Below are 17,923 nucleotides of genomic sequence, written 5' to 3' on the forward strand. Positions count from 1 at the left end.
AGGGAGCGAACGGAGTCCGTCCCGGGGCGCGCACATCCCTGCGCGCCCCGGAGACGGTTGCCGTGGACCCCGCTCGGTCCACGGCTTCCGGCCGGGAGCCGTCCCTCCCGGCCGGAGCCTTCGGCTGCTCAGTCCCGCGCGGCGATCCGCGCCAGGCGCTGGGCCTCCTCCCGCGTGGAGCGGGCCACGGCGTCCTCGTCGACGTGCAGCAGACGTCCGTTCTCGACGACCGGTTCGCCGTTGACGAGGGAGAGGGTGACGGGGGCGGCCGCCCCGAAGACCAGCGCGGTCACCGGGTCGGCGATCGAGGCGTGGGCCAGCGTGTCGAGCTTCCACAGCACGAGGTCGGCGAGTTTGCCCGGCTCCAGGGAGCCGATCTCCGCGCCGCGGCCGAGGACCTGGGCGCCCCCGAAGGTGCCGAGGCGCAGCGCCTGGCGGGCGTTCAGGGCGGCTTCGCGATGCGCGCCCAGGCGGTTGATCAGGAGCGCGTTGCGCAGTTCGGTGTGGAGTTCGCCGGACTCGTTGGAGGCCGTGCCGTCGACGCCCAGGCCGACCGGGACACCCGCCGCGAGCATGTCGGGGACCCGTGCGATGCCCGCGGCCAGGCGGGCGTTGGACGACGGGCAGTGGGCGACCCCCGTCCTCGTACGGGCGAAGGCGGCGATGTCGGCGTCGTTCATATGGACGCAGTGCGCCATCCACACGTCCTCGCCGAGCCAGCCCGTCGACTCGAAGTAGTCGGTGGGGCCCATGCCGAACAGCTCGTGGCAGAACTTCTCCTCCTCCACCGTCTCCGAGCCGTGGGTGTGCAGCCGTACTCCCTTGTGCCGCGCCAGTTCGGCGCCCTGCCTGAGGAGTTCGGTCGAGACGGAGAAGGGGGAGCAGGGCGCCACGGCGACCTGGGTCATGGCCTCGAATGAGGGGTCGTGGTGCTTGTCGATGGTGGCCTCGGTGGCGGCCAGCGCGCCCTCGAGGGTCTCCACGGCGAAGTCCGGCGGCAGACCGCCGTCCTTCTCGCTGCGGTCCATGGAGCCTCGGGCGAGAGTGAAGCGGACCCCCGTCTCGCGGGCGGCACGGACGAGGGCGCCGGACAGGTCGCCGGAGCCCTTCGGGTAGACGTAGTGGTGGTCCATGGCGGTGGTGACGCCGCCGCGGGCCATCATCGCGAGCGATCCCCGCGCCGCCGCGTACACCATCGTCTCGTCGATGCGCGCCCATGCCGGGTACAGCGCGACGAGCCAGTCGAAGAGGTTGTGGTCCGTGGCCAGGCCCCGGGTGATCCACTGGTAGAAGTGGTGGTGGGTGTTGACCAGGCCGGGGGTGACGAGGTGCCCGGTCGCGTCGATACGGCGTACGACGTTCTCCAGGCCCTCGGGAGCCTGGCCCGCGCCGATGGCCTCGATGCGGTTCCCGGCGACGACGACATGCCCCGTGGGGTACTCGGTGTCGTCGGCGTCCACGGTCGCGATCGCACCGTTCTCGATGACGATGCGCTGGGCTGCTGCCATGGTTCGTCCTTTTCGCTCTGTGCAGAGGGCACGGCAGGACCCTGGGAGTCTGAGTGCCGCGGCCCGGTGTCGGATGCCGGGCCGCGGGTGCCGAAGGAAGAGGGTGCCCCTTGAGGGGACGGGGGCACCCCGTTGCGTCACAGGTTGGTGAGGTCCACAGGGATCCGCGCGTCGCAGCCGTCCCGCAGGACCGTGGCCTCGATCAGGCCGTACGGGCGGTCGGCGGCGAAGTACACGGCTCCCTCGGCGGGGTCGTTCTTCAGCCCGAACGGCTCCAGGTCCACCAGGAAGTGGTGCTTGTTCGGGAGCGAGAAGCGGACCTCGTCGATCTCGTCACGGTGCTCGATGATGCGCGCGCCCATCTGGTACAGGGTCTGCTGCAAGGACAGGGAGTAGGTCTCGGCGAAGGCCCGGAGTAGGTGCTTCTTCGTCTCCTCGTAGGAGCTGTTCCAGTCCGGCATCTCCTGGGCGTCGTCGCTCCAGCCGAAGCGCCAGCGGCCGGTGACGGACGTGGCCAGGAGGCGGTCGTACGCCTCGGGCAGTGTCGTGTACTTGTCCTTGACATAGCCCCAGAACTCGGAGTCGGTCGAGTTCATCACGGTCAGGTCCTTCAGGCCCGAGACCACCTCCCAGGACGAGCCGTCGTGGGTGATCTGTGTCAGGCGGGTCTCCTGGCCCCTGCGGACGAAGGAGTGCGCGCCCCGCCCCGCGTGCTCGATCCGGTCCCAGGCGTACTCCTCGATGCGGATGCGGGCCCGGTGGATCGGCTCCTGCGACGCCACGAAGTGGCGGGCGAGGTGGATGCCGAACTGCTCGGCGGACTCGATGCCGTGCTCCTTGGCGAACGCGTACACCGTGTTCTTGGTGGTGTCCGTCGGCAGCACATGGGCGTTGGAGCCGGAGTAGTGGACCTCGTCCATGTCGCCGGAGAGCGACACGGACACATTCAGGTCCTTGATGTGGTGGGTGTCGCCGTCCCGCGTGATCCTGACGACTCGGTTCTCGGCCTTGCCGTACTGGTTCTGTCCCAGCATCACAGGGCGGGCGGGGCGGGAGTTGACGGTCATGTAGCTAGCTCCCTCGGTAAACGGAGTAGCCGAACGGGGTGAGCAGCAGCGGTACGTGGTAGTGCTCGCCCGGCACGACGGCGAACGTGACCGTCACCTCCGGGAAGAACGCTCCGGTGGTACCGCTGTCCCGATTCGCGGGGGCGTCCTGCTGCGCATCGGCTTGCTTCTTCTCGAACCTTTCGAAGTACGCCTCGACGGCGAAGTCGAGCCGTACGTGGGTGGTCCCTTCCGGCGGGCCCGGGAGGTCCTTGCACCGGCCGTCCGCGTCGGTCGCGGAGCCGCCGAGCGCCTGCCAGTCCGCGTCCCGGCCCGAGCGGGCGGAGAGCCGGACGGCGACGCCCCGGGCGGGACGGCCGACGCTGGTGTCCAGGATGTGCGTGGACACGGAGGCGGTGGTCTCGGTGCTCATGCGGTGACCTCTTCAGGCGGAGTCGAGCAGTCGGGTGAGCCGGATACGGTTGATCTTCCCCAGCTCGGCACGGACGATCTCCCGTTCCTGTTCGGGCGTGTTGCCGATCCGCTCCTTGACCGCGTCGCGCATCTGCTCTCCGGTCCTGCCGGTCGCGCAGATCAGGAAGACGTGCCCGAACTTCTCCTGGTACGCGAGGTTCAGTTCGAGCATCTCCGCCCTGAGCTCCTCGGAGGCGCCGGCCATGCCGCGTTGCTCCCGGGCCGAGGTGGGGTCGCCCGGCTTCGGGCGGCCGATCGGCGGGTGGCCGGCCATCGCCTCCTCGAGGTCCGCGGTGGTCAGCTCGGCCATGGCCGCGTCACTGACGGCGTACAGCTCGTCGGCGGTGCGGTAGGGGCGTGCCGCGAGCAGCCGCCCGGCCCATGCCGTGGAGGCGCACGCCTCGTGGAGGACGGCGGAGGCCGCGCGCTCCTCGAGGGCGTTGAACCGGGCGAGGCCCGGCGGCGCGGAAGTCGATGTCACGAGTGCCTCCGTGGCCTTGGGCGGAACGGGCTGCGAACAGCTAACGCCCTCCGCCGGACACCGTCAACACTTTGTTGAAAATTCGGAGTGGCAAACGCCGCCGCCCGGATGCCGGGCGGCTGCTCGTCGTACCAGGTGCGCGCGGAGCGCATCCGGCCCGGTCAGGACTTGTCGCGGTTGAGGTAGTTGTAGACGGTGAAGCGGCTCACGCCGAGGGCGCTCGCGACGGTCTCCACGCCGTGGCGCACGGAGAACGCGCCACGCGCCTCAAGGGCCCGTACGATCTCCTGCTTGGCCTTGCGGTCCAGTTCGGCCAGGGGCTTGCCTCGCTTGCGCTCCATCGCGGCGAGGATGTGGTCGAGCGAGTCGGCGAGCTGCGGCAGGCGTACGGCGACGACGTCGGCGCCCTCCCAGGAGAGCACGACGTCGTCCGGACCGGCCTGGTCCGGCGGCAGTATCTCGCCGCCCATCGCATCGACGAGCGGCTTTACGGCCGTGATGAAGGCCCCCTCCCCAGACCCGGTCATCTCTCGGCCTCCCCGACCACGTTGACCTGCAACGAGATCCGGGTGGCACCGGCCTCCAAGGACTTCCGCAGCAGCGCGTCGACCGCGGTGAGCACCGCGTCGGCGCGCCCCTCCGCGGTGTTGCCGAACGGGCCGACGTCCACGGCGTCCAGGTCGGCCGCCTCGACGACCTCACGGGCCACCAGCGCGTGCGCGGGGGCCTCGTCGAGATCGAAGGGCTCGGTCGTGAACTCCACTCTCAATCGCATGGCGCCCCCATGGCATCTGCTCCGACCCGCGCGTTCCGCCAGGTCCGCCGTCGGGGTCGGACCGCCCCGGCCGCTTGGTGAGACCTTAACGGACGCGCCCGCCGGCCTCGCCGCCTGAAACCGCCCCCGAATCCGCCCCCGGATACGCCCTGCGAATGCGGTCCCCGACTGCGGTCCCCGACTGCGGTCCCCGACTGCCGTCCCGATTCCGCGCCGCTTCCCGCGACGGACCGGCCGCCCGGCCGCGTAGAGCAGACGACCGCATTCACACAGAAAGGGACCGCACGGTGGCAGTGCGCGCATTCAAAGGGGCACTGAGAGGTGCCAGGGGTACGGCGATCGCGGCGGCGGCGATGGCGGCGCTGACCGCGTCACAGGCTTCGGTGGCGGTCTCGGCCGGAGCATCGGGAGCCGCGCGGCGGGCGGCACCCGTCGAGCACGGCCCGAGCGTGTCCGGCGACACCCCGTACCGCACCGAACTCCCTCCCCTGCGCCGGGCGGCCGGGGAGCCCAAGGGGAACGCGCCGACGGTGACGGGCGGCGCGCTGCCGCGAACCGTGTTCGCCGCGTACCGGCACGCCGAGGCCGAGCTCGCGCGCACCGCACCCGGATGCCGGCTGAAGTGGCAGCTGATCGCCGCGATCGGCCAGGTGGAGTCCGGACAGGCGCGGGGCGGCCGGGTGACCGCCGACGGTACGACCGTGACTCCGATTCTCGGGCCCCGGCTGACCGGCGGCCCCTTCGCCGTCGTCCCGGACACCGACGGCGGCGCGTACGACGGGGACGCGATGTACGACCGCGCGGTCGGCCCCATGCAGTTCATCCCGTCGACCTGGGCCCGCTGGGGCGTGGACGGCAACGGCGACGGACGGGCCGACCCGGACAACGTCTACGACGCGGCGCTCGCCGCCGGGCGCTATCTGTGCGCCGGTGGACGCGACCTGTCCGACCCGGCCGACCTGGACCGGGCGATCCTCGGCTACAACCACTCGGAGGTGTATCTGCGTACGGTCCGGGCTTGGTACGCGTACTTCCTGGACGGGCACCGGGTGGTGCCCGACCTGCCCGGCGCCTCCACTCCCCGGCCGGATCCGTCCCGGCCCGCCACACCCGAGCCCTCGCCGAAACCGTCCCACCACCGCCCGGCCGCGGGCCCGTCCCGCACACCGTCCGCGGCGTCTGGCACACCTTCGCCCACCCCGTCGCCCACGACGCTCGTGCCGCGGGAGACGCGGGAGCCGGCGCTGCCCGCGCCCACCCTCCCGAGCCTCGGGCTGCCCGGCGGCGTGCCGACCGGCGGCCCGCTGACCAGCAACAGAGAGGACACGATGGACGCCTCCCCCTCCACAACCGGGGATACCGGGCGGTAATGTCGCCATCCGCCGGGCGGTGCGGACCCGGCGGGTGAGCGCAAAGGGGCCCTCATGGCGACGGACATGCCCGCGGAGACCGAAGCGGCCATGCCTGCGGAGATGCAGGCCGCCCATGACCGATGGCAGCGCATGTGGAGCCACCGCGAGCAACTGCTCAAGGTGGCCCGGCGCCGCTCGATGAGCCCCGAGGACGCCGAGGACGCCGTGCACGAGGCGATGCTGCGCGCCGCCGAGCGACCCGACCTCGACGACGAGCGCCTCGGCGCCTGGCTGACGACCGTGACCATGCGGCTGTGCGTCGACCGGTACCGTCAGGTCAACCGGGAGGCCGAGGTGCGCACCAGCCCCACACTGATCGCGCCGGGCCCGGTCCCCGTCGAGGAGGCGGTGTGCGACCGGGCGGAGGCCAAGTGGCTGGCCGTGCGGAGCGGGGAACTGCCCGCCCGCCAGGCGGAGGCCCTGCGGCTGAAGTCCGAGGATCTTGACGTCGGCCAGGTCGCCGTGCGGATGGGGCTGAGCTACCGGACCGTCGAGTCCCTGCTGGCCCGCGCGCGCAGGACGCTGCGCGCCTCGCTGGCGGGGACGCTCGGGTTCGCGCTGTTCCTGCTCGGGCGCGGGCGGCCGCGCGGGGGCGGGAAGGCGCACGCAGTGGCCGTCACCTCGACGGCGGCGACCCTGGTGGTGGCCGGATTCATCCTGCCGCAGACGCTCGATGCGAGCGGGGGCCCGCAGGCTCCGGCTCCACGGCCGGCCGAGTCCCCCAGCGCCTACGTGCTCGGGCCCGACAGCACCGGCCGGGTGCGCACCACGGAGGCACACCGGCCTTCGTCCGCCCAGTCGACGACGGTCGTCCGGAAAGCAGGCCGGTCGCACGGCGACGGACCGGTGCTGCCGCTGACCGTACCGTCCCTGCCGCAGGTCTCCCCCTTGCCGGACCTGCCGGAGCCGGGGCTCGCCGCACAGGTGCCCCACGTGCCCGAGCTGCCGGATACACCGGTGAACTCCGCGCTCCCGTCGGTCCCCTCGCCCCGCTCGACCCCGGCCGTCCGCGCCGTACCGTCCGCTCCGCTCCCCGTACCCACCCCGAGCACGCCTTCGGTGAAGCTGCCGTAACCCGGCGTCAACGCGTCCGAAAAAAACTTGCCCTCGGCGCGACGGACGCCCCACCCCTCCCCGTAGAGCAGATGTCGAGCTGCTCAAGCGGGCGAAGGGTGGACCGGATGGGTGTCGAGATCTGTGTGGAAGGGCTGACCAAGTCCTTCGGTCACCAGGTCATCTGGCAGGACGTCTCGCTGACGCTGCCTGCCGGGGAGGTCTCGGTCATGCTCGGCCCCTCGGGGACGGGCAAGTCGGTGTTCCTCAAGACGCTCGTCGGGCTGCTCAAGCCGGACCGCGGCTCGGTCAAGGTCGCGGGACGGGACATCACGAAGCTGCGTGAACACGACCTGTACGAGGTGCGGAAGCTGTTCGGAGTGCTGTTCCAGGACGGCGCGCTGTTCGGCTCGATGAACCTGTACGACAACATCGCCTTCCCGCTGCGCGAGCACACCCGCAAGTCCGAGAGCGAGATCCGGCGGATCGTGCTCGAGAAGATGGACATGGTCGGGCTGATCGGCGCCGAGGGGAAACTTCCCGGCGAGATCTCCGGCGGTATGCGCAAACGGGCCGGTCTCGCCCGCGCGCTGGTGCTCGATCCGGAGATCATCCTCTTCGACGAGCCGGACTCGGGCCTGGACCCGGTGCGCGTGGCGTATCTGAACCAGCTCATCGTCGACCTCAACGCGCAGATCGACGCGACCTTCCTGATCGTCACCCACGACATCGCCTCGGCCCGCCAGGTGCCCGACAACATCGGGCTGCTGTTCCGGCGCGAGCTGGTGATGTTCGGGCCCCGCGAGCAGCTGCTGACCAGCGACGAGCCCGTCGTACGCCAGTTCCTGAACGGCCGGATGCAGGGGCCGATCGGCATGGCGGAGGAGAAGGACGCCGCCCAGGTCGAGCAGGAGCTGGCGCAGCTCGGCGACGGCGCGCGCACAGAGACTCCCCGCAGCCAGGACATGACTCCCCGCCTGCTGCCGGGCCCGGGCATCACCCGGCCGCCCCGCTGGCAGGCGATCGCCGGACGGGAGGCGGAACGGGGCCGCAAGGAGGTGACCGGCGCATGAGGCTTTCCCCGACCGGAGCGCTGCGGCACTCCGGAAACCTGTTCGCGATGGCGCTGGACGTCGTGCGGACCCTGCCCCGACGTCCCTTCCAGGTACGGGAGTTCATCCAGCAGGCGTGGTTCGTCGCGAGTGTCACGATCCTGCCCACGGCCCTCGTCTCGATCCCGTTCGGTGCGGTCATCGCGCTGCAGATCGGCAGCCTGACCCGGCAGCTCGGCGCCCAGTCCTTCTCCGGTGCCGCCTCCGTCCTCGCGGTGCTGCGGGAGGCCTCGCCGATCGTCACCGCGCTGCTGATCGCGGGCGCGGGCGGCACGGCGATCTGCGCCGACCTCGGGGCACGAAAGATCCGGGACGAGATCGACGCGATGCAGGTGCTCGGGATCGACCCGATCCACCGGCTCGTCGTCCCCCGGGTGCTCGCCTCGATGGTGGTGGCCGTGCTGCTCAACGGCCTGGTGTCGGTCGTCGGTGTGGCGGGCGGCTATTTCTTCAACGTCGTCCTCCAGAACGGCACGCCCGGCGCGTACCTGGCGTCCTTCACCACGCTCGCCCAGCTGTCCGACCTGTGGGCGGCCGAGCTGAAGGCGCTGGTGTTCGGGGCGATCGCCGCGATCGTCGCCTCCTACAAGGGACTGAACGCGCAGGGCGGCCCCAAGGGCGTCGGCGACGCGGTCAACCAGTCGGTGGTGATCACCTTCATGTTGCTGTTCGTGACGAATTTCGTGATGACCGCGGTGTACTTCCAGGTCGTCCCGCAGAGGGGTTAGTCGATGCGACCTCAAAGACTTCTCGATCGCCCCCTGCGCTCCCTGGAGGAGCTGGGCACCCAGCTGTCCTTCTACGGACGCTCGCTGGCGTGGACGGGCCGCACCCTGCGCCGCTACAAGAAGGAAGTCCTGCGGTTGCTCGCCGAGGTGAGCTTCGGCCGGGGCGCGCTCGCCGTGGTGGGCGGCACGGTCGGCGTGATCGCCTTCCTCTCCTTCTTCACCGGCACCGAGGTCGGCCTCCAGGGCTACGCGGCCCTCAACCAGCTCGGCACCTCCAACTTCGTGGCGTTCCTGTCGGCGTACTTCAACACCCGGGAGATCGCCCCACTGGTGGCCGGGCTCGCTCTGTCCGCGACGGTCGGGGCCGGATTCACCGCGCAACTCGGCGCGATGCGGATCAGCGAGGAGACCGACGCGCTCGAGGTGATGGGCGTTCCCTCGCTGCCGTTCCTGGTGACGACCCGGATGATCGCCGGGTTCGTCGCCGCGATCCCGCTGTACGTGATCGGGCTGCTGTCCTCGTACCTGGCCGCCCGCACCATCACGACCGGCTACTACGGGCAGTCGACGGGCACGTACGACCACTACTTCCACCAGTACCTGCCGCCGGTCGACGTGTTCTGGTCGTTCGGCAAGGCGATCGTGTTCGCCGTCCTGATCATCCTGGTGCACTGCTACTACGGCTACCACGCGAGCGGCGGCCCGGCCGGCGTCGGCGTCGCGGTGGGCCGCGCGGTGCGGACGTCGATCGTCGCCATCAACGTCCTGGACTTCTTCCTGAGCCTCGCGATCTGGGGCGCCAACACGACCGTCCGGATCGCGGGGTGAGACAGGTGAGAGTGCTGAGACTCAGGCTGTACGGCATCGTCTTCATCGCCCTGCTGGCGCTGCTGCTGTCACTCGCGGTGGCCGCCTACCAGCAGGCGTTCACGCCCGTCGTGCATATCACCCTTCAGGCCGACAGCCTCGGCAACCAGCTCGACCCGCGCGCCGACGTCAAGCTGCGCGGGCTGCTGGTCGGCGAGGTGCGCGCGGTGCACGCGGACGGCAGGAGGGCGACCCTCGACATCGCGCTGACGCCCCGCTATACGACGTTCATCCCGTCGGACGTGCACGCCCGGCTGCTGCCCAAGACGCTGTTCGGCGAGAAGTACGTCGATCTCGTGCCACCGCCCGGCTCGGCGGCCCGCCCCATCCGCGCCGGGGACGTCATCACCCAGGACCGCACGAGGGTCGGCATCGAGGTCCAGCAGCTGATGAACGACCTGCTGCCACTGCTGCAGACCGTCGAGCCGGGTGAACTCAACGCCACCCTCTCGGCGTTCGCCACCGCGCTGGAGGGCCGCGGCGACCGGATCGGCGACAACCTCACCCGGGTCGACGCCTATCTGCGCCGCCTCAACCCGCATCTGCCCTCCCTCAAGGAGGACATCTCACGCTTCGCCGACGTCGCCCAGGTGTACGGCGACGCCGCGCCCGATCTGATGAGCACCCTGCGCAACACCGTCACCACCAGCCGCACCCTCGTCGAGAAGCGGGACCGGCTGGCCGCCGCGCTCCGCACGACCGCGGCCGTCGCGGACACCGGGCGGGACTTCTTCGACGAGAACGGCGACCGGCTGATCACCCTCGGCCGGGTCTCCCGCCCCACGCTGGAGCTGTTCGCCCGCTACGCACCCGAGTACCCCTGCCTCTTCGGCGGCCTGGTCCGCCAGGAGACGGCGTCCGAGGACGCGTTCCGGGGCGGCGAGATGCGGATCAGCCTCGAGGTGGTCCGCCCGCAGGGCGCGTACCGGCCCGGCGAGGAGCCGCGCTATGCGGAGCGGTCGGGGCCCGACTGCCGGGGACTGCCGCATCCGCAGGTGCCCGGCCCCAAACCCAAGCTCAACGACGGTACGTCGTCCGGTGGTTCGGACGGCGCACTGCCCGGAGGTGTCCATGTGTCCGCCACCCAGGCCGAGCAGCGGGCCGTCGGCTCGCTGGTGGCGCCCGTCATGGGCGTGCCCGCGGACCAGGTGCCGCCCGTCGCGACCCTGCTGTTCGGGCCGCTGGCCCGCGGAACGGCGGTGAGCGTCGCATGAGGACGACAGGAGCCCGCCGGACCGCGGCGCCGTTGGTCAAGTTCAGCCTCTTCACGTTGGTGACGATCGCGGCGACGGCTCTGCTCGCCGCCACCATCGTCAACATCTCGTTCGCGCCGAAGGACACCTACCACGCGGTGTTCAGCGACGTCACGGGGCTCGAGAAGGGCGACGACATCCGGGTGGCCGGGGTACGGGTCGGCCAGGTCCAGGACATCCGCATCAAGGACCGGACGCTGGCCGAGGTCACCTTCTCCGTGGCCGCGGACCGCCCGCTGCTCACCAGCACCGGCGCGGTCGTCCGCTACCGGAACCTCGTCGGGCAGCGGTACATCGCACTCACCGAGGGCGCGGGCGACGGCACCCGGCTGCGGCCCGGCGGCACCATTCCGCTGTCCAGGACCCGGCCGGCGCTGGACCTCAACGCGCTGCTGAACGGCTTCAAACCGCTGTTCGCCGCGCTCAGCCCGAACGACGTCAACCAGCTCGCCACCGAGATCATCAGGACCCTGCAGGGCGAGGGCGGCACGGTGAACAGCCTGCTGGCGCACACCGCGTCGCTCACCACGACGCTCGCCGATCGCGACCAGCTGATCGGCTCGGTGATCGACAACCTGAACACCGTACTGGCGACGCTCGACCAGCGGGGCGCCCGGTTCTCCGGGCTGATCGCACAGCTGCGGCGGGTGATCTCCGGTCTGTCCGCCGACCGCAAGCCCATCGGGGACTCCCTCGCCGGCATCGGCGACCTCACCGCGGCCACCTCCGGCCTGCTGAAGGACGCGCGTCCGCCGCTGAAGGACGACATCGCCGGGCTGACCGATCTCACCGGAACGCTGAACAAGAACGAGAAGACCGTGGAGGGCATCCTGAAGCGGCTGCCGAACAAGCTCGACGAGCTGACGGGGACGGCGTCCTACGGCTCGTGGTTCAACTTCTACCTCTGCGACTTCGACGGCCGCGTCGTGCTGCCGAAGACGAAGCAGGTGCTCAGCCCGGAGCTGCATGTGGCGCAGGCGAGGTGCGGCGGATGAGCATGCGTCTCGCGCCGCGCCGGAGCCGGCGCCCCGAACCCCTGATCAAGGTGCGCGTCCTGCCGCCTCGGCTGCCCCGGCTGCCGAAGCCGCGGCTTCTGCGACCCGCCATCCCGCCGCGGCGCCCCGAGCCGCTGTTCAAGGTGCACGTCCTGCCGCCGAAGCTGCCGCGGATCCGGCTGCGGCGACCCCGCCTGAAGCCGTTCCGCGAGCAGAATCCGGTCGTGATCGGGGCCGTCGGCCTCACCGTCCTCGCCCTGCTGACCGTCGCCGCCTTCAACGTCGACAGCCTGCCGCTGATCGGCGACGGCCGGACGTACAGCGCGGCCTTCTCAGAGGCGGGCGGCCTCAAGCCGGGCGACGAGGTGCGGATCGCCGGGGTCAAGGTCGGCAAGGTCGACGGTGTCGACCTGGAGGGCGACCACGTCAAGGTGACCTTCAAGATCAAGGGCGATCCGGCGTTCGGCACCCGGACCGGCGCGGCGATCCGGGTCAAGACGATCCTCGGCGCCAAGTACCTCGCGCTGACCCCGAAAGGCTCCGGCCGGTTGAAGCCGGGCAGCGAGATACCGCTGGGGCGGACGGTGTCGGCGTACGACGTCGTGCAGGCGTTCAGCGACCTGACGACCACGTCGGAGGAAGTCGACACCCAGCGGCTCTCCAAGGCGCTGGACACCCTTTCCGCCACCTTCCAGGACTCGCCCGCGGAGGTGCGGGCGTCGATCAGCGGACTGTCGCGGATCTCGAGGACGATCGCCTCGCGCGACGAGGCACTGCAGGGTCTCCTCGACCACGCGAACGGGGTCACCAAGGTGCTGGCCGCGCACTCGGAGGACTTCTCGGCGCTGGTGAAGGACGGCGACAAGCTGCTCCAGGAGATCAGCAGGCGGCGCGAGGCGATCCACGCCCTGCTCAAGAGCTCGGCCCTGCTGGGCATCGAGCTCTCCGGCCTGGTCGAGGACAACCGCAAGGAGATCGGGCCCGCCCTGAAGAATCTCGACACCTTCGTCACGATGCTCGAACGCAACCAGGCGAGCCTCGACCGCAGCGTCAAGCTGCTCGCGCCCTACGTCCGGGTCTTCACCAACACCCTCGGCAACGGACGCTGGTTCGACTCCTACGTCCAGAACATGGTCGCCGCCCCGGTCGTGCCGCGGACGGGAGGCTCGCGATGACCGAACGCTTCCGCAAAGGCCGCGCCCTGGCCCTGCTCACGGTGCTCGCGCTCGTCGTCGCGCTGGCCGTCGTGCTGTGGCCGCACTCCGCCTCCGTGCGCGTCACCGCGTACTTCCCGCGCACCGTCGGCATCTACCCCGGCTCGGACGTCCGCGTCCTGGGCGTCCGGATCGGCGAGGTCAAGAAGATCACGCCGGAGGGCGACCGGGTGCGGGTGGAACTGGAGTACGACGAGGGGCGCAAGATCCCCGCGGACGCACAGGCCGCGATCGTCAACTCCTCGGTGGTCAGCGACCGTTATGTCCAGCTGCTGCCGGTGTACCGCAAGGGTCCGGTGCTGCGGGACGGCGATGTCATCCCCGAGTCACGTACGGCCGTCCCGGTGGAGCTGGACCGGATCTTCGACAGCCTGCACACCACGGCGGAGGCGCTCGGCCCGAAGGGCGCGAACAAGGACGGGGCCCTGTCCCGGCTGCTCGGCGTGAGCGCGGACAACCTCCGGGGCCAGGGCACGAACCTCAACCGGACGGTCGAGGACCTCTCGCAGGCGGTCACCACGCTGTCCGACGGGCGGGAGGACCTGTTCGGCACCCTGCGCAACCTGCAGGTGTTCACGGCCGCGCTGGCGGCCGACGACAAGAGCGTGCGGTCGTTCAACGACAGTCTCGCCGAGGTGGCGAAGCAGCTCGCCGGGGAGCGCGAGGACCTCGGGGCGGCGCTGCAGCACCTGGGCACGGCACTCGGCGACGTGTCCGACTTCGTGAAGAACAACAAGAAGGCACTGGCCTCGAACGTCGAGGGTCTCAGCAAGGTCACCAAGGTCCTCGTCACCCAACGCGCCGCACTGGAGGAGCTGTTGACCGTCGCCCCCACGGGCCTGTCGAACCTGCAGAACGCCTACAACCCGTCCGCCGGCACCCTCGACACCCGCAACAACCCGCAGGGCCCGCAGGACCCCGCGTCCCTGCTCTGTTCCCTGCTGAAGACGACGGGGGACGCGGGCGGCAAGAATCCCAGCTGCAAGGAGCTGCAGCAGCTCTTCGACTCGCTGCCGCGGATTCCGGCCGCTCCGGCCGGGACCGGCTCGGTCGACCGGACGCTCGGCGGAATCCTGGGGGCCGGGGCATGAGCGCGGCGCGCAAGGGCCGGGTGGCCGCGTGGACGGCGGCCGGTTCGCTGCTGCTGTGCGCATGCGACGTCAACGGCTGGTACGACGTCCAGCTCCCCGGAGGCGCCGCGGCCGACGGCCACGCCTACCACGTCACCGTCGAGTTCAGGGACGTACTCGACCTGGTGCCGCAGTCGGCGGTCAAGGTCGACAACGTCACGGTGGGCGCGGTCGAGAAGGTGGAGCTGGACGGCTGGCACGCGCGGGCACGGCTGCGCGTGGCGGACTCGGTGAAGCTGCCCGCCAACGCGGTCGCCGGCCTCAGGCAGACCAGCATCCTCGGCGAGAAGTACGTCGCGCTGTCCGCGCCGGCCGGTACCCCGTCCGTCGGACGGCTGCGCGACGGCGCCCTGATCCCGCTGTCCCGCAGCGGCCGCAACCCGGAGATCGAGGAGGTGCTGTCCGCGCTGTCCGCGCTCCTCAACGGCGGCGGCGTGGCCCAGCTCAAGACGATCACCGTGGAGCTGAACAAGGCCCTGGAGGGACGCGAGACGCGGGTCGCGTCCCTGCTCAAGCAGCTCGACACGTTCCTCGGCGGCCTGGACCGGCAGCGCGACGAGATCGTCCGCGCCCTCAAGGGCATCGACCGGCTGGCCAAGCGGCTCGGGGCGGAGAAGACGACGATCGCCGAGGCCGTCGACTCCATCCCGCCCGCCCTGAAGGTCCTCGCCGACCAGCGCCGCGACCTCACGAAGATGCTCACGGCCCTGTCGGACCTCGGCACGGCCGGCACCGAGGTCGTCAACGCCTCGCGGGACGACACGGTCGCCGACCTCACGCAGTTGCGGCCGATCCTGGAGCAGCTCGACAAGGCGGGCGACGACCTGCCCGACTCGCTGGAGCTGCTGACGACGTATCCGTTCCCGCGCAACGTGGCGGACGCCGTCAAGGGCGACTATGTCAACCTCAAGATCACCGCCGACCTCGATCTGGCGGGCATCTACGGCAACCTCACCGACAAGCCCGGCAAGGGGGGCGGCGGATCCGGGAAGCGGCCGGTGCCCACTCCCCCGCTCCCGGCCGTGCCGAAGGTCCCGCTGCCCACGGCGCCGCCCGGCACACCGGACCTGCCGAAGGTGCCGAGCGCCCCCGCCTCGCCCTCGGCGCCCACGGGCGGCGGCGGTGTGCTGTGCCCGCCGGTGTGCACCGCGGGCTACGCCGCCCAGGGCGACACGGGCCGCTTCCCGCCGGGGGTCGACCTCGCCCTCGCGGAGCTCATGCTGAAGGGGATACAGCCGTGATCACACGTACGGTCAGGGCCCAGTTGCTCGCCTTCGCGACCGTCACCGCGCTGGGAGTGTCCTACGTCGGCGCCCGGTACACGGGCCTGACGGACGGTCTACTCGGCCGCGGCTACACCGTGACGGCCGACTTCGCCGACTCCGGGGGCATCTTCCCCGGCGCGGAGGTCACCTATCGCGGGGTGCCCGTGGGCCGCGTCGGCGATCTGCGGCTGAACGGCTCCGGGGTGTCCGTGCCGCTGAAGATCGAGGACGGCGCTCCCCGCATCCCGGCCGACACCCTGGCGGTGGTCGCCGACCGGTCGGCGGTCGGCGAGCAGTACGTCGACCTGCAGCCCCGGAACTCCGGCGGCCCGTATCTGCTCGACGGGAGCCCGATCCCGCGCAGCCGTACCCGGGTGCCGCTCCCGGTCACCGACCTCGTCCTCAGCCTGGACCGGCTGGTGAACTCGGTCGGCAAGGACGATCTGCGCACCACCGTCGACGAGTTGGGCAAGGCCTTCTCCGGCACCGGACCACGGCTGAGCCGTCTGGTCGACTCCGGCAACCGGCTCGTGGAGTCCGCGTCCGACTCGCTGCCGCAGACGGTGTCGCTGATCGAGGACTCGCGGACGGTGCTCAAGACCCAGGCCGACAAGGGCTCGGCCATCAAGTCGTTCTCCCGCGATCTGGCGGCGCTCTCCGCGCAACTGAAGTCGAACGACGGCGATCTGCGGCGGCTGATCGGCAACGCGACGCCCGCCGCGGAGCAGATCGACTCCCTGCTGAAGTCCACGCGAGCGGACCTGCCGGTCCTGCTGGCCAACCTCATCAGCGGCGGCCAGGTCACGGTGGCCCGGCTGCCGGGCGTGGAACAGGCCCTGGTCACCCTCCCGCTCACCGTCGCGGGCAGCTACACCGTCGTCCCCGGGGACGGAACCTTCCACTTCGGACTCACCGTGAACGCCGACGACCCTCCGTCCTGCACCCAGGGCTACGGGACCCAGCGGCGGGATCCCTCGGACACCGGCAGGCGTCCGGCGAACACCGACGCGCGCTGCACGGCACCGCGGGGCGGCAGCACGTCGGTGCGCGGTGCGCAGAACGCGCCCGGTGCGTCGGCGGGCCGGGGCGGGGCCGGCCACGCCGCGTACGTCACCCCGTACGACCCGGAGACCGGCACCGCCACCGGCCCGGACGGAAGGCCCGTCGAGATCGGCTCGACGGGCGGCGAACAGACCGTCTTCGGAAAGGAGTCGTGGCAATGGCTGCTCGTGGGACCGATGGCATGAACGCCGTTCACAGGAACAGGGGGCGCCGCAGGGCGCTGGCGGCGGGGCTCGTCGCCGCGACGGCCTTGACGACCGCGCTGTCGGTCTGGCTGGGTGTGCGGCTGGCCGGTCAGCGCACGGTGGACCATGACCGTCAGGACATCCTCGCGGCGGCCCGCCAGTTGGCGCTGAACTTCACCTCGCTCGACTACCGGCACTACGACCGGGACAGCTCGAACGTGCTGAAGGACGCCACCGGTGATTTCAAGAAGCAGTTCGCCGCGCAGACCCAGGAGCTGACCCAGCTCGTCGACCGGAACAAGTCGGTGTCCGAGGGGCAGGTCCTCGAAGCGGGCATCGTCCGGTCGGACGCACACTCGGCCCGGGTCCTGGTCGTCGCCGACAGCAAGGTGACCAACACCGCGGCTCCCGAGGGACAGTCGCGCACGTACCGGCTCCAGCTCGACCTCGTGCGCGAGCACGGCCGCTGGCTGACCTCCGACGTCGAGTTCGTGGGCTGACCCACAGTTGAGGAGAGACACCGTGGCGAACCCGACCTCCCGCATCCGCGGCACCGGCTCCCCGGCCCGCCGCACGATGACCGCGGCCGCCCGCGCGGCGGCCAAGCGCGCCGAGCGGCCGGCGCGCCCCGAGCGTGGTGCCCCCACCTCCTCCTCCACCGGCCCGGCGGAGGAGGCCCCGTCCGGGCGCACCCTGCTCATCGATCCCCCGACGGACGGCTGGGACGACCCGCCGGAGCCCGAGAGCCCCGGGACCCCCGGGACTCCCGAGGCCTCCGAGAACCCCGAAAAGAGCACTCCTTCGCGCCGGGACGCCCGGGGACTGCTCGCCGCGGTGCTGTGCGTCGTGCTCGTGGCGGGCCTGGTCACCGCCGCCGTGCTCGGGTGGCGGTACCGGCAGGGTCAGCAGGCCGAGCAGGCGCGACGCCAGGCGGTCACGGCGGCACTCAAGGCGGCTCCGGTCGTGCTGTCGTACGACTACCGGCATCTGGACCGGGACTTCGCGCGCGCCCGCACCAATCTGACCGGCGCCTTCCGGGACCAGTACCTGAGGACGACGAAGACGGTGGTCGGGCCGACCGCCGCCAAGTACCACGGCGTGGTGAAGGCGACGGTGGCCGCGCCCTCGGGCGGCGGCTCCCCGGCGGTCTCCGTCGTGTCGGCCGCACCGGACAAGGTCGTCGTGCTGCTGTTCGTCAATCAGGTCACCCGGAGCACGCAGGTGTCGGGGTCCCGCCTCGATCTGAACCGGGTGCGGATGACGCTGGCCCGTACGTCCACGGGCTGGAAGGTGAGTGCCGTCGACGCCCTCTGACCATCACCGGGACCCTCCCGGCGTCCGCCTCCGAAGTGCCCCCGCGCAG

General features: G+C 71.2%; 19 protein-coding genes. 13 read left to right on the top strand and 6 right to left on the bottom strand.

Translation table 11 applies throughout. From position 1 onward, the window contains the following. Positions 1 to 128 precede the first annotated feature (128 nt). The 6 genes from ABZ876_RS30095 to ABZ876_RS30120 form a co-directional block, all read right to left on the bottom strand. Positions 129 to 1,508, bottom strand: coding sequence for an 8-oxoguanine deaminase (locus ABZ876_RS30095; protein ID WP_361787837.1), 1,380 nt, complete (start codon positions 1,506 to 1,508; stop codon positions 129 to 131). A gap of 137 nt (positions 1,509 to 1,645) precedes the next feature. Further along, on the bottom strand, positions 1,646 to 2,575 hold the full coding sequence (pucL, locus tag ABZ876_RS30100) for a factor-independent urate hydroxylase (RefSeq protein ID WP_361787839.1): 930 nt from the start codon (positions 2,573 to 2,575) through the stop codon (positions 1,646 to 1,648). Positions 2,576 to 2,579: 4 nt separating this feature from the next. Next, complete coding sequence (uraH, locus tag ABZ876_RS30105; RefSeq protein WP_361787841.1) at positions 2,580 to 2,987, bottom strand: hydroxyisourate hydrolase; 408 nt, start codon at positions 2,985 to 2,987, stop codon at positions 2,580 to 2,582. Between the two features lie 12 nt (positions 2,988 to 2,999). Further along, a complete protein-coding gene (gene uraD / locus ABZ876_RS30110) occupies positions 3,000 to 3,509 on the bottom strand; it encodes a 2-oxo-4-hydroxy-4-carboxy-5-ureidoimidazoline decarboxylase (protein ID WP_361787843.1) in 510 nt (169 codons plus the stop codon). A 161-nt stretch (positions 3,510 to 3,670) separates the two neighbouring features. Next, a complete protein-coding gene (locus ABZ876_RS30115; protein WP_361787845.1) occupies positions 3,671 to 4,036 on the bottom strand; it encodes a helix-turn-helix domain-containing protein in 366 nt (121 codons plus the stop codon). Next, positions 4,033 to 4,284, bottom strand: a complete 252-nt coding sequence (locus tag ABZ876_RS30120) for a thiamine-binding protein (RefSeq protein ID WP_234517452.1) — start codon at positions 4,282 to 4,284, stop codon at positions 4,033 to 4,035. Before ABZ876_RS30120 ends, ABZ876_RS30115 begins: the two co-directional genes overlap by 4 nt. Positions 4,285 to 4,637: 353 nt before the next feature. On the opposite strand from ABZ876_RS30120, the gene ABZ876_RS30125 reads away from it, so the two are divergent. The 13 genes from ABZ876_RS30125 (at position 4,638) to ABZ876_RS30185 (ending at position 17,874) form a co-directional block, all read left to right on the top strand. Beyond that, entirely contained in the window at positions 4,638 to 5,654 is a 1,017-nt protein-coding gene (locus tag ABZ876_RS30125; RefSeq protein WP_361787897.1) for a lytic murein transglycosylase, read from the top strand. Between the two features lie 54 nt (positions 5,655 to 5,708). Further along, on the top strand, positions 5,709 to 6,770 hold the full coding sequence (locus tag ABZ876_RS30130; RefSeq protein WP_361787847.1) for a sigma-70 family RNA polymerase sigma factor: 1,062 nt from the start codon (positions 5,709 to 5,711) through the stop codon (positions 6,768 to 6,770). 107 nt (positions 6,771 to 6,877) lie between these two features. Next, complete coding sequence (locus ABZ876_RS30135; RefSeq protein ID WP_361787849.1) at positions 6,878 to 7,822, top strand: ABC transporter ATP-binding protein; 945 nt, start codon at positions 6,878 to 6,880, stop codon at positions 7,820 to 7,822. After that, positions 7,819 to 8,589: an ABC transporter permease gene (locus tag ABZ876_RS30140; RefSeq protein ID WP_361787851.1), complete on the top strand. Its 771-nt coding sequence runs from the start codon at positions 7,819 to 7,821 to the stop codon at positions 8,587 to 8,589. Before ABZ876_RS30135 ends, ABZ876_RS30140 begins: the two co-directional genes overlap by 4 nt. A 3-nt stretch (positions 8,590 to 8,592) precedes the next feature. Then, positions 8,593 to 9,417 carry an ABC transporter permease gene (locus ABZ876_RS30145; RefSeq protein ID WP_361787853.1) on the top strand — a complete coding sequence of 275 codons (825 nt, stop codon included), beginning with the start codon at positions 8,593 to 8,595 and terminating at the stop codon, positions 9,415 to 9,417. Between the two features lie 5 nt (positions 9,418 to 9,422). Further along, the gene (locus tag ABZ876_RS30150; RefSeq protein ID WP_361787855.1) at positions 9,423 to 10,670 is read left to right on the top strand and encodes an MCE family protein; all 1,248 of its coding nucleotides are present in this window, start codon (positions 9,423 to 9,425) and stop codon (positions 10,668 to 10,670) included. Next, positions 10,667 to 11,704 carry an MlaD family protein gene (locus tag ABZ876_RS30155; RefSeq protein ID WP_361787857.1) on the top strand — a complete coding sequence of 346 codons (1,038 nt, stop codon included), beginning with the start codon at positions 10,667 to 10,669 and terminating at the stop codon, positions 11,702 to 11,704. The genes ABZ876_RS30150 and ABZ876_RS30155 overlap by 4 nt, the downstream gene beginning before the upstream one ends. 194 nt (positions 11,705 to 11,898) lie before the next feature. Further along, positions 11,899 to 12,879, top strand: coding sequence for an MCE family protein (locus tag ABZ876_RS30160; protein WP_361787899.1), 981 nt, complete (start codon positions 11,899 to 11,901; stop codon positions 12,877 to 12,879). Then, positions 12,876 to 14,009: an MCE family protein gene (locus ABZ876_RS30165; RefSeq protein ID WP_361787859.1), complete on the top strand. Its 1,134-nt coding sequence runs from the start codon at positions 12,876 to 12,878 to the stop codon at positions 14,007 to 14,009. The genes ABZ876_RS30160 and ABZ876_RS30165 overlap by 4 nt, the downstream gene beginning before the upstream one ends. Then, on the top strand, positions 14,006 to 15,289 hold the full coding sequence (locus ABZ876_RS30170; protein WP_361787861.1) for an MCE family protein: 1,284 nt from the start codon (positions 14,006 to 14,008) through the stop codon (positions 15,287 to 15,289). Before ABZ876_RS30165 ends, ABZ876_RS30170 begins: the two co-directional genes overlap by 4 nt. Then, complete coding sequence (locus tag ABZ876_RS30175; RefSeq protein ID WP_361787863.1) at positions 15,286 to 16,560, top strand: MlaD family protein; 1,275 nt, start codon at positions 15,286 to 15,288, stop codon at positions 16,558 to 16,560. Before ABZ876_RS30170 ends, ABZ876_RS30175 begins: the two co-directional genes overlap by 4 nt. After that, a complete protein-coding gene (locus ABZ876_RS30180) occupies positions 16,533 to 17,060 on the top strand; it encodes a hypothetical protein (protein WP_361787865.1) in 528 nt (175 codons plus the stop codon). The genes ABZ876_RS30175 and ABZ876_RS30180 overlap by 28 nt, the downstream gene beginning before the upstream one ends. Positions 17,061 to 17,082: 22 nt before the next feature. Beyond that, positions 17,083 to 17,874: a hypothetical protein gene (locus ABZ876_RS30185; RefSeq protein WP_361787867.1), complete on the top strand. Its 792-nt coding sequence runs from the start codon at positions 17,083 to 17,085 to the stop codon at positions 17,872 to 17,874. The last annotated feature ends 49 nt before the right edge of the window (positions 17,875 to 17,923 follow it).

Origin of the sequence: Streptomyces sp. NPDC046931 (assembly GCF_040644655.1) — a bacterium.
In the GTDB taxonomy this organism is placed as follows: Bacteria; Actinomycetota; Actinomycetes; order Streptomycetales; family Streptomycetaceae; genus Streptomyces.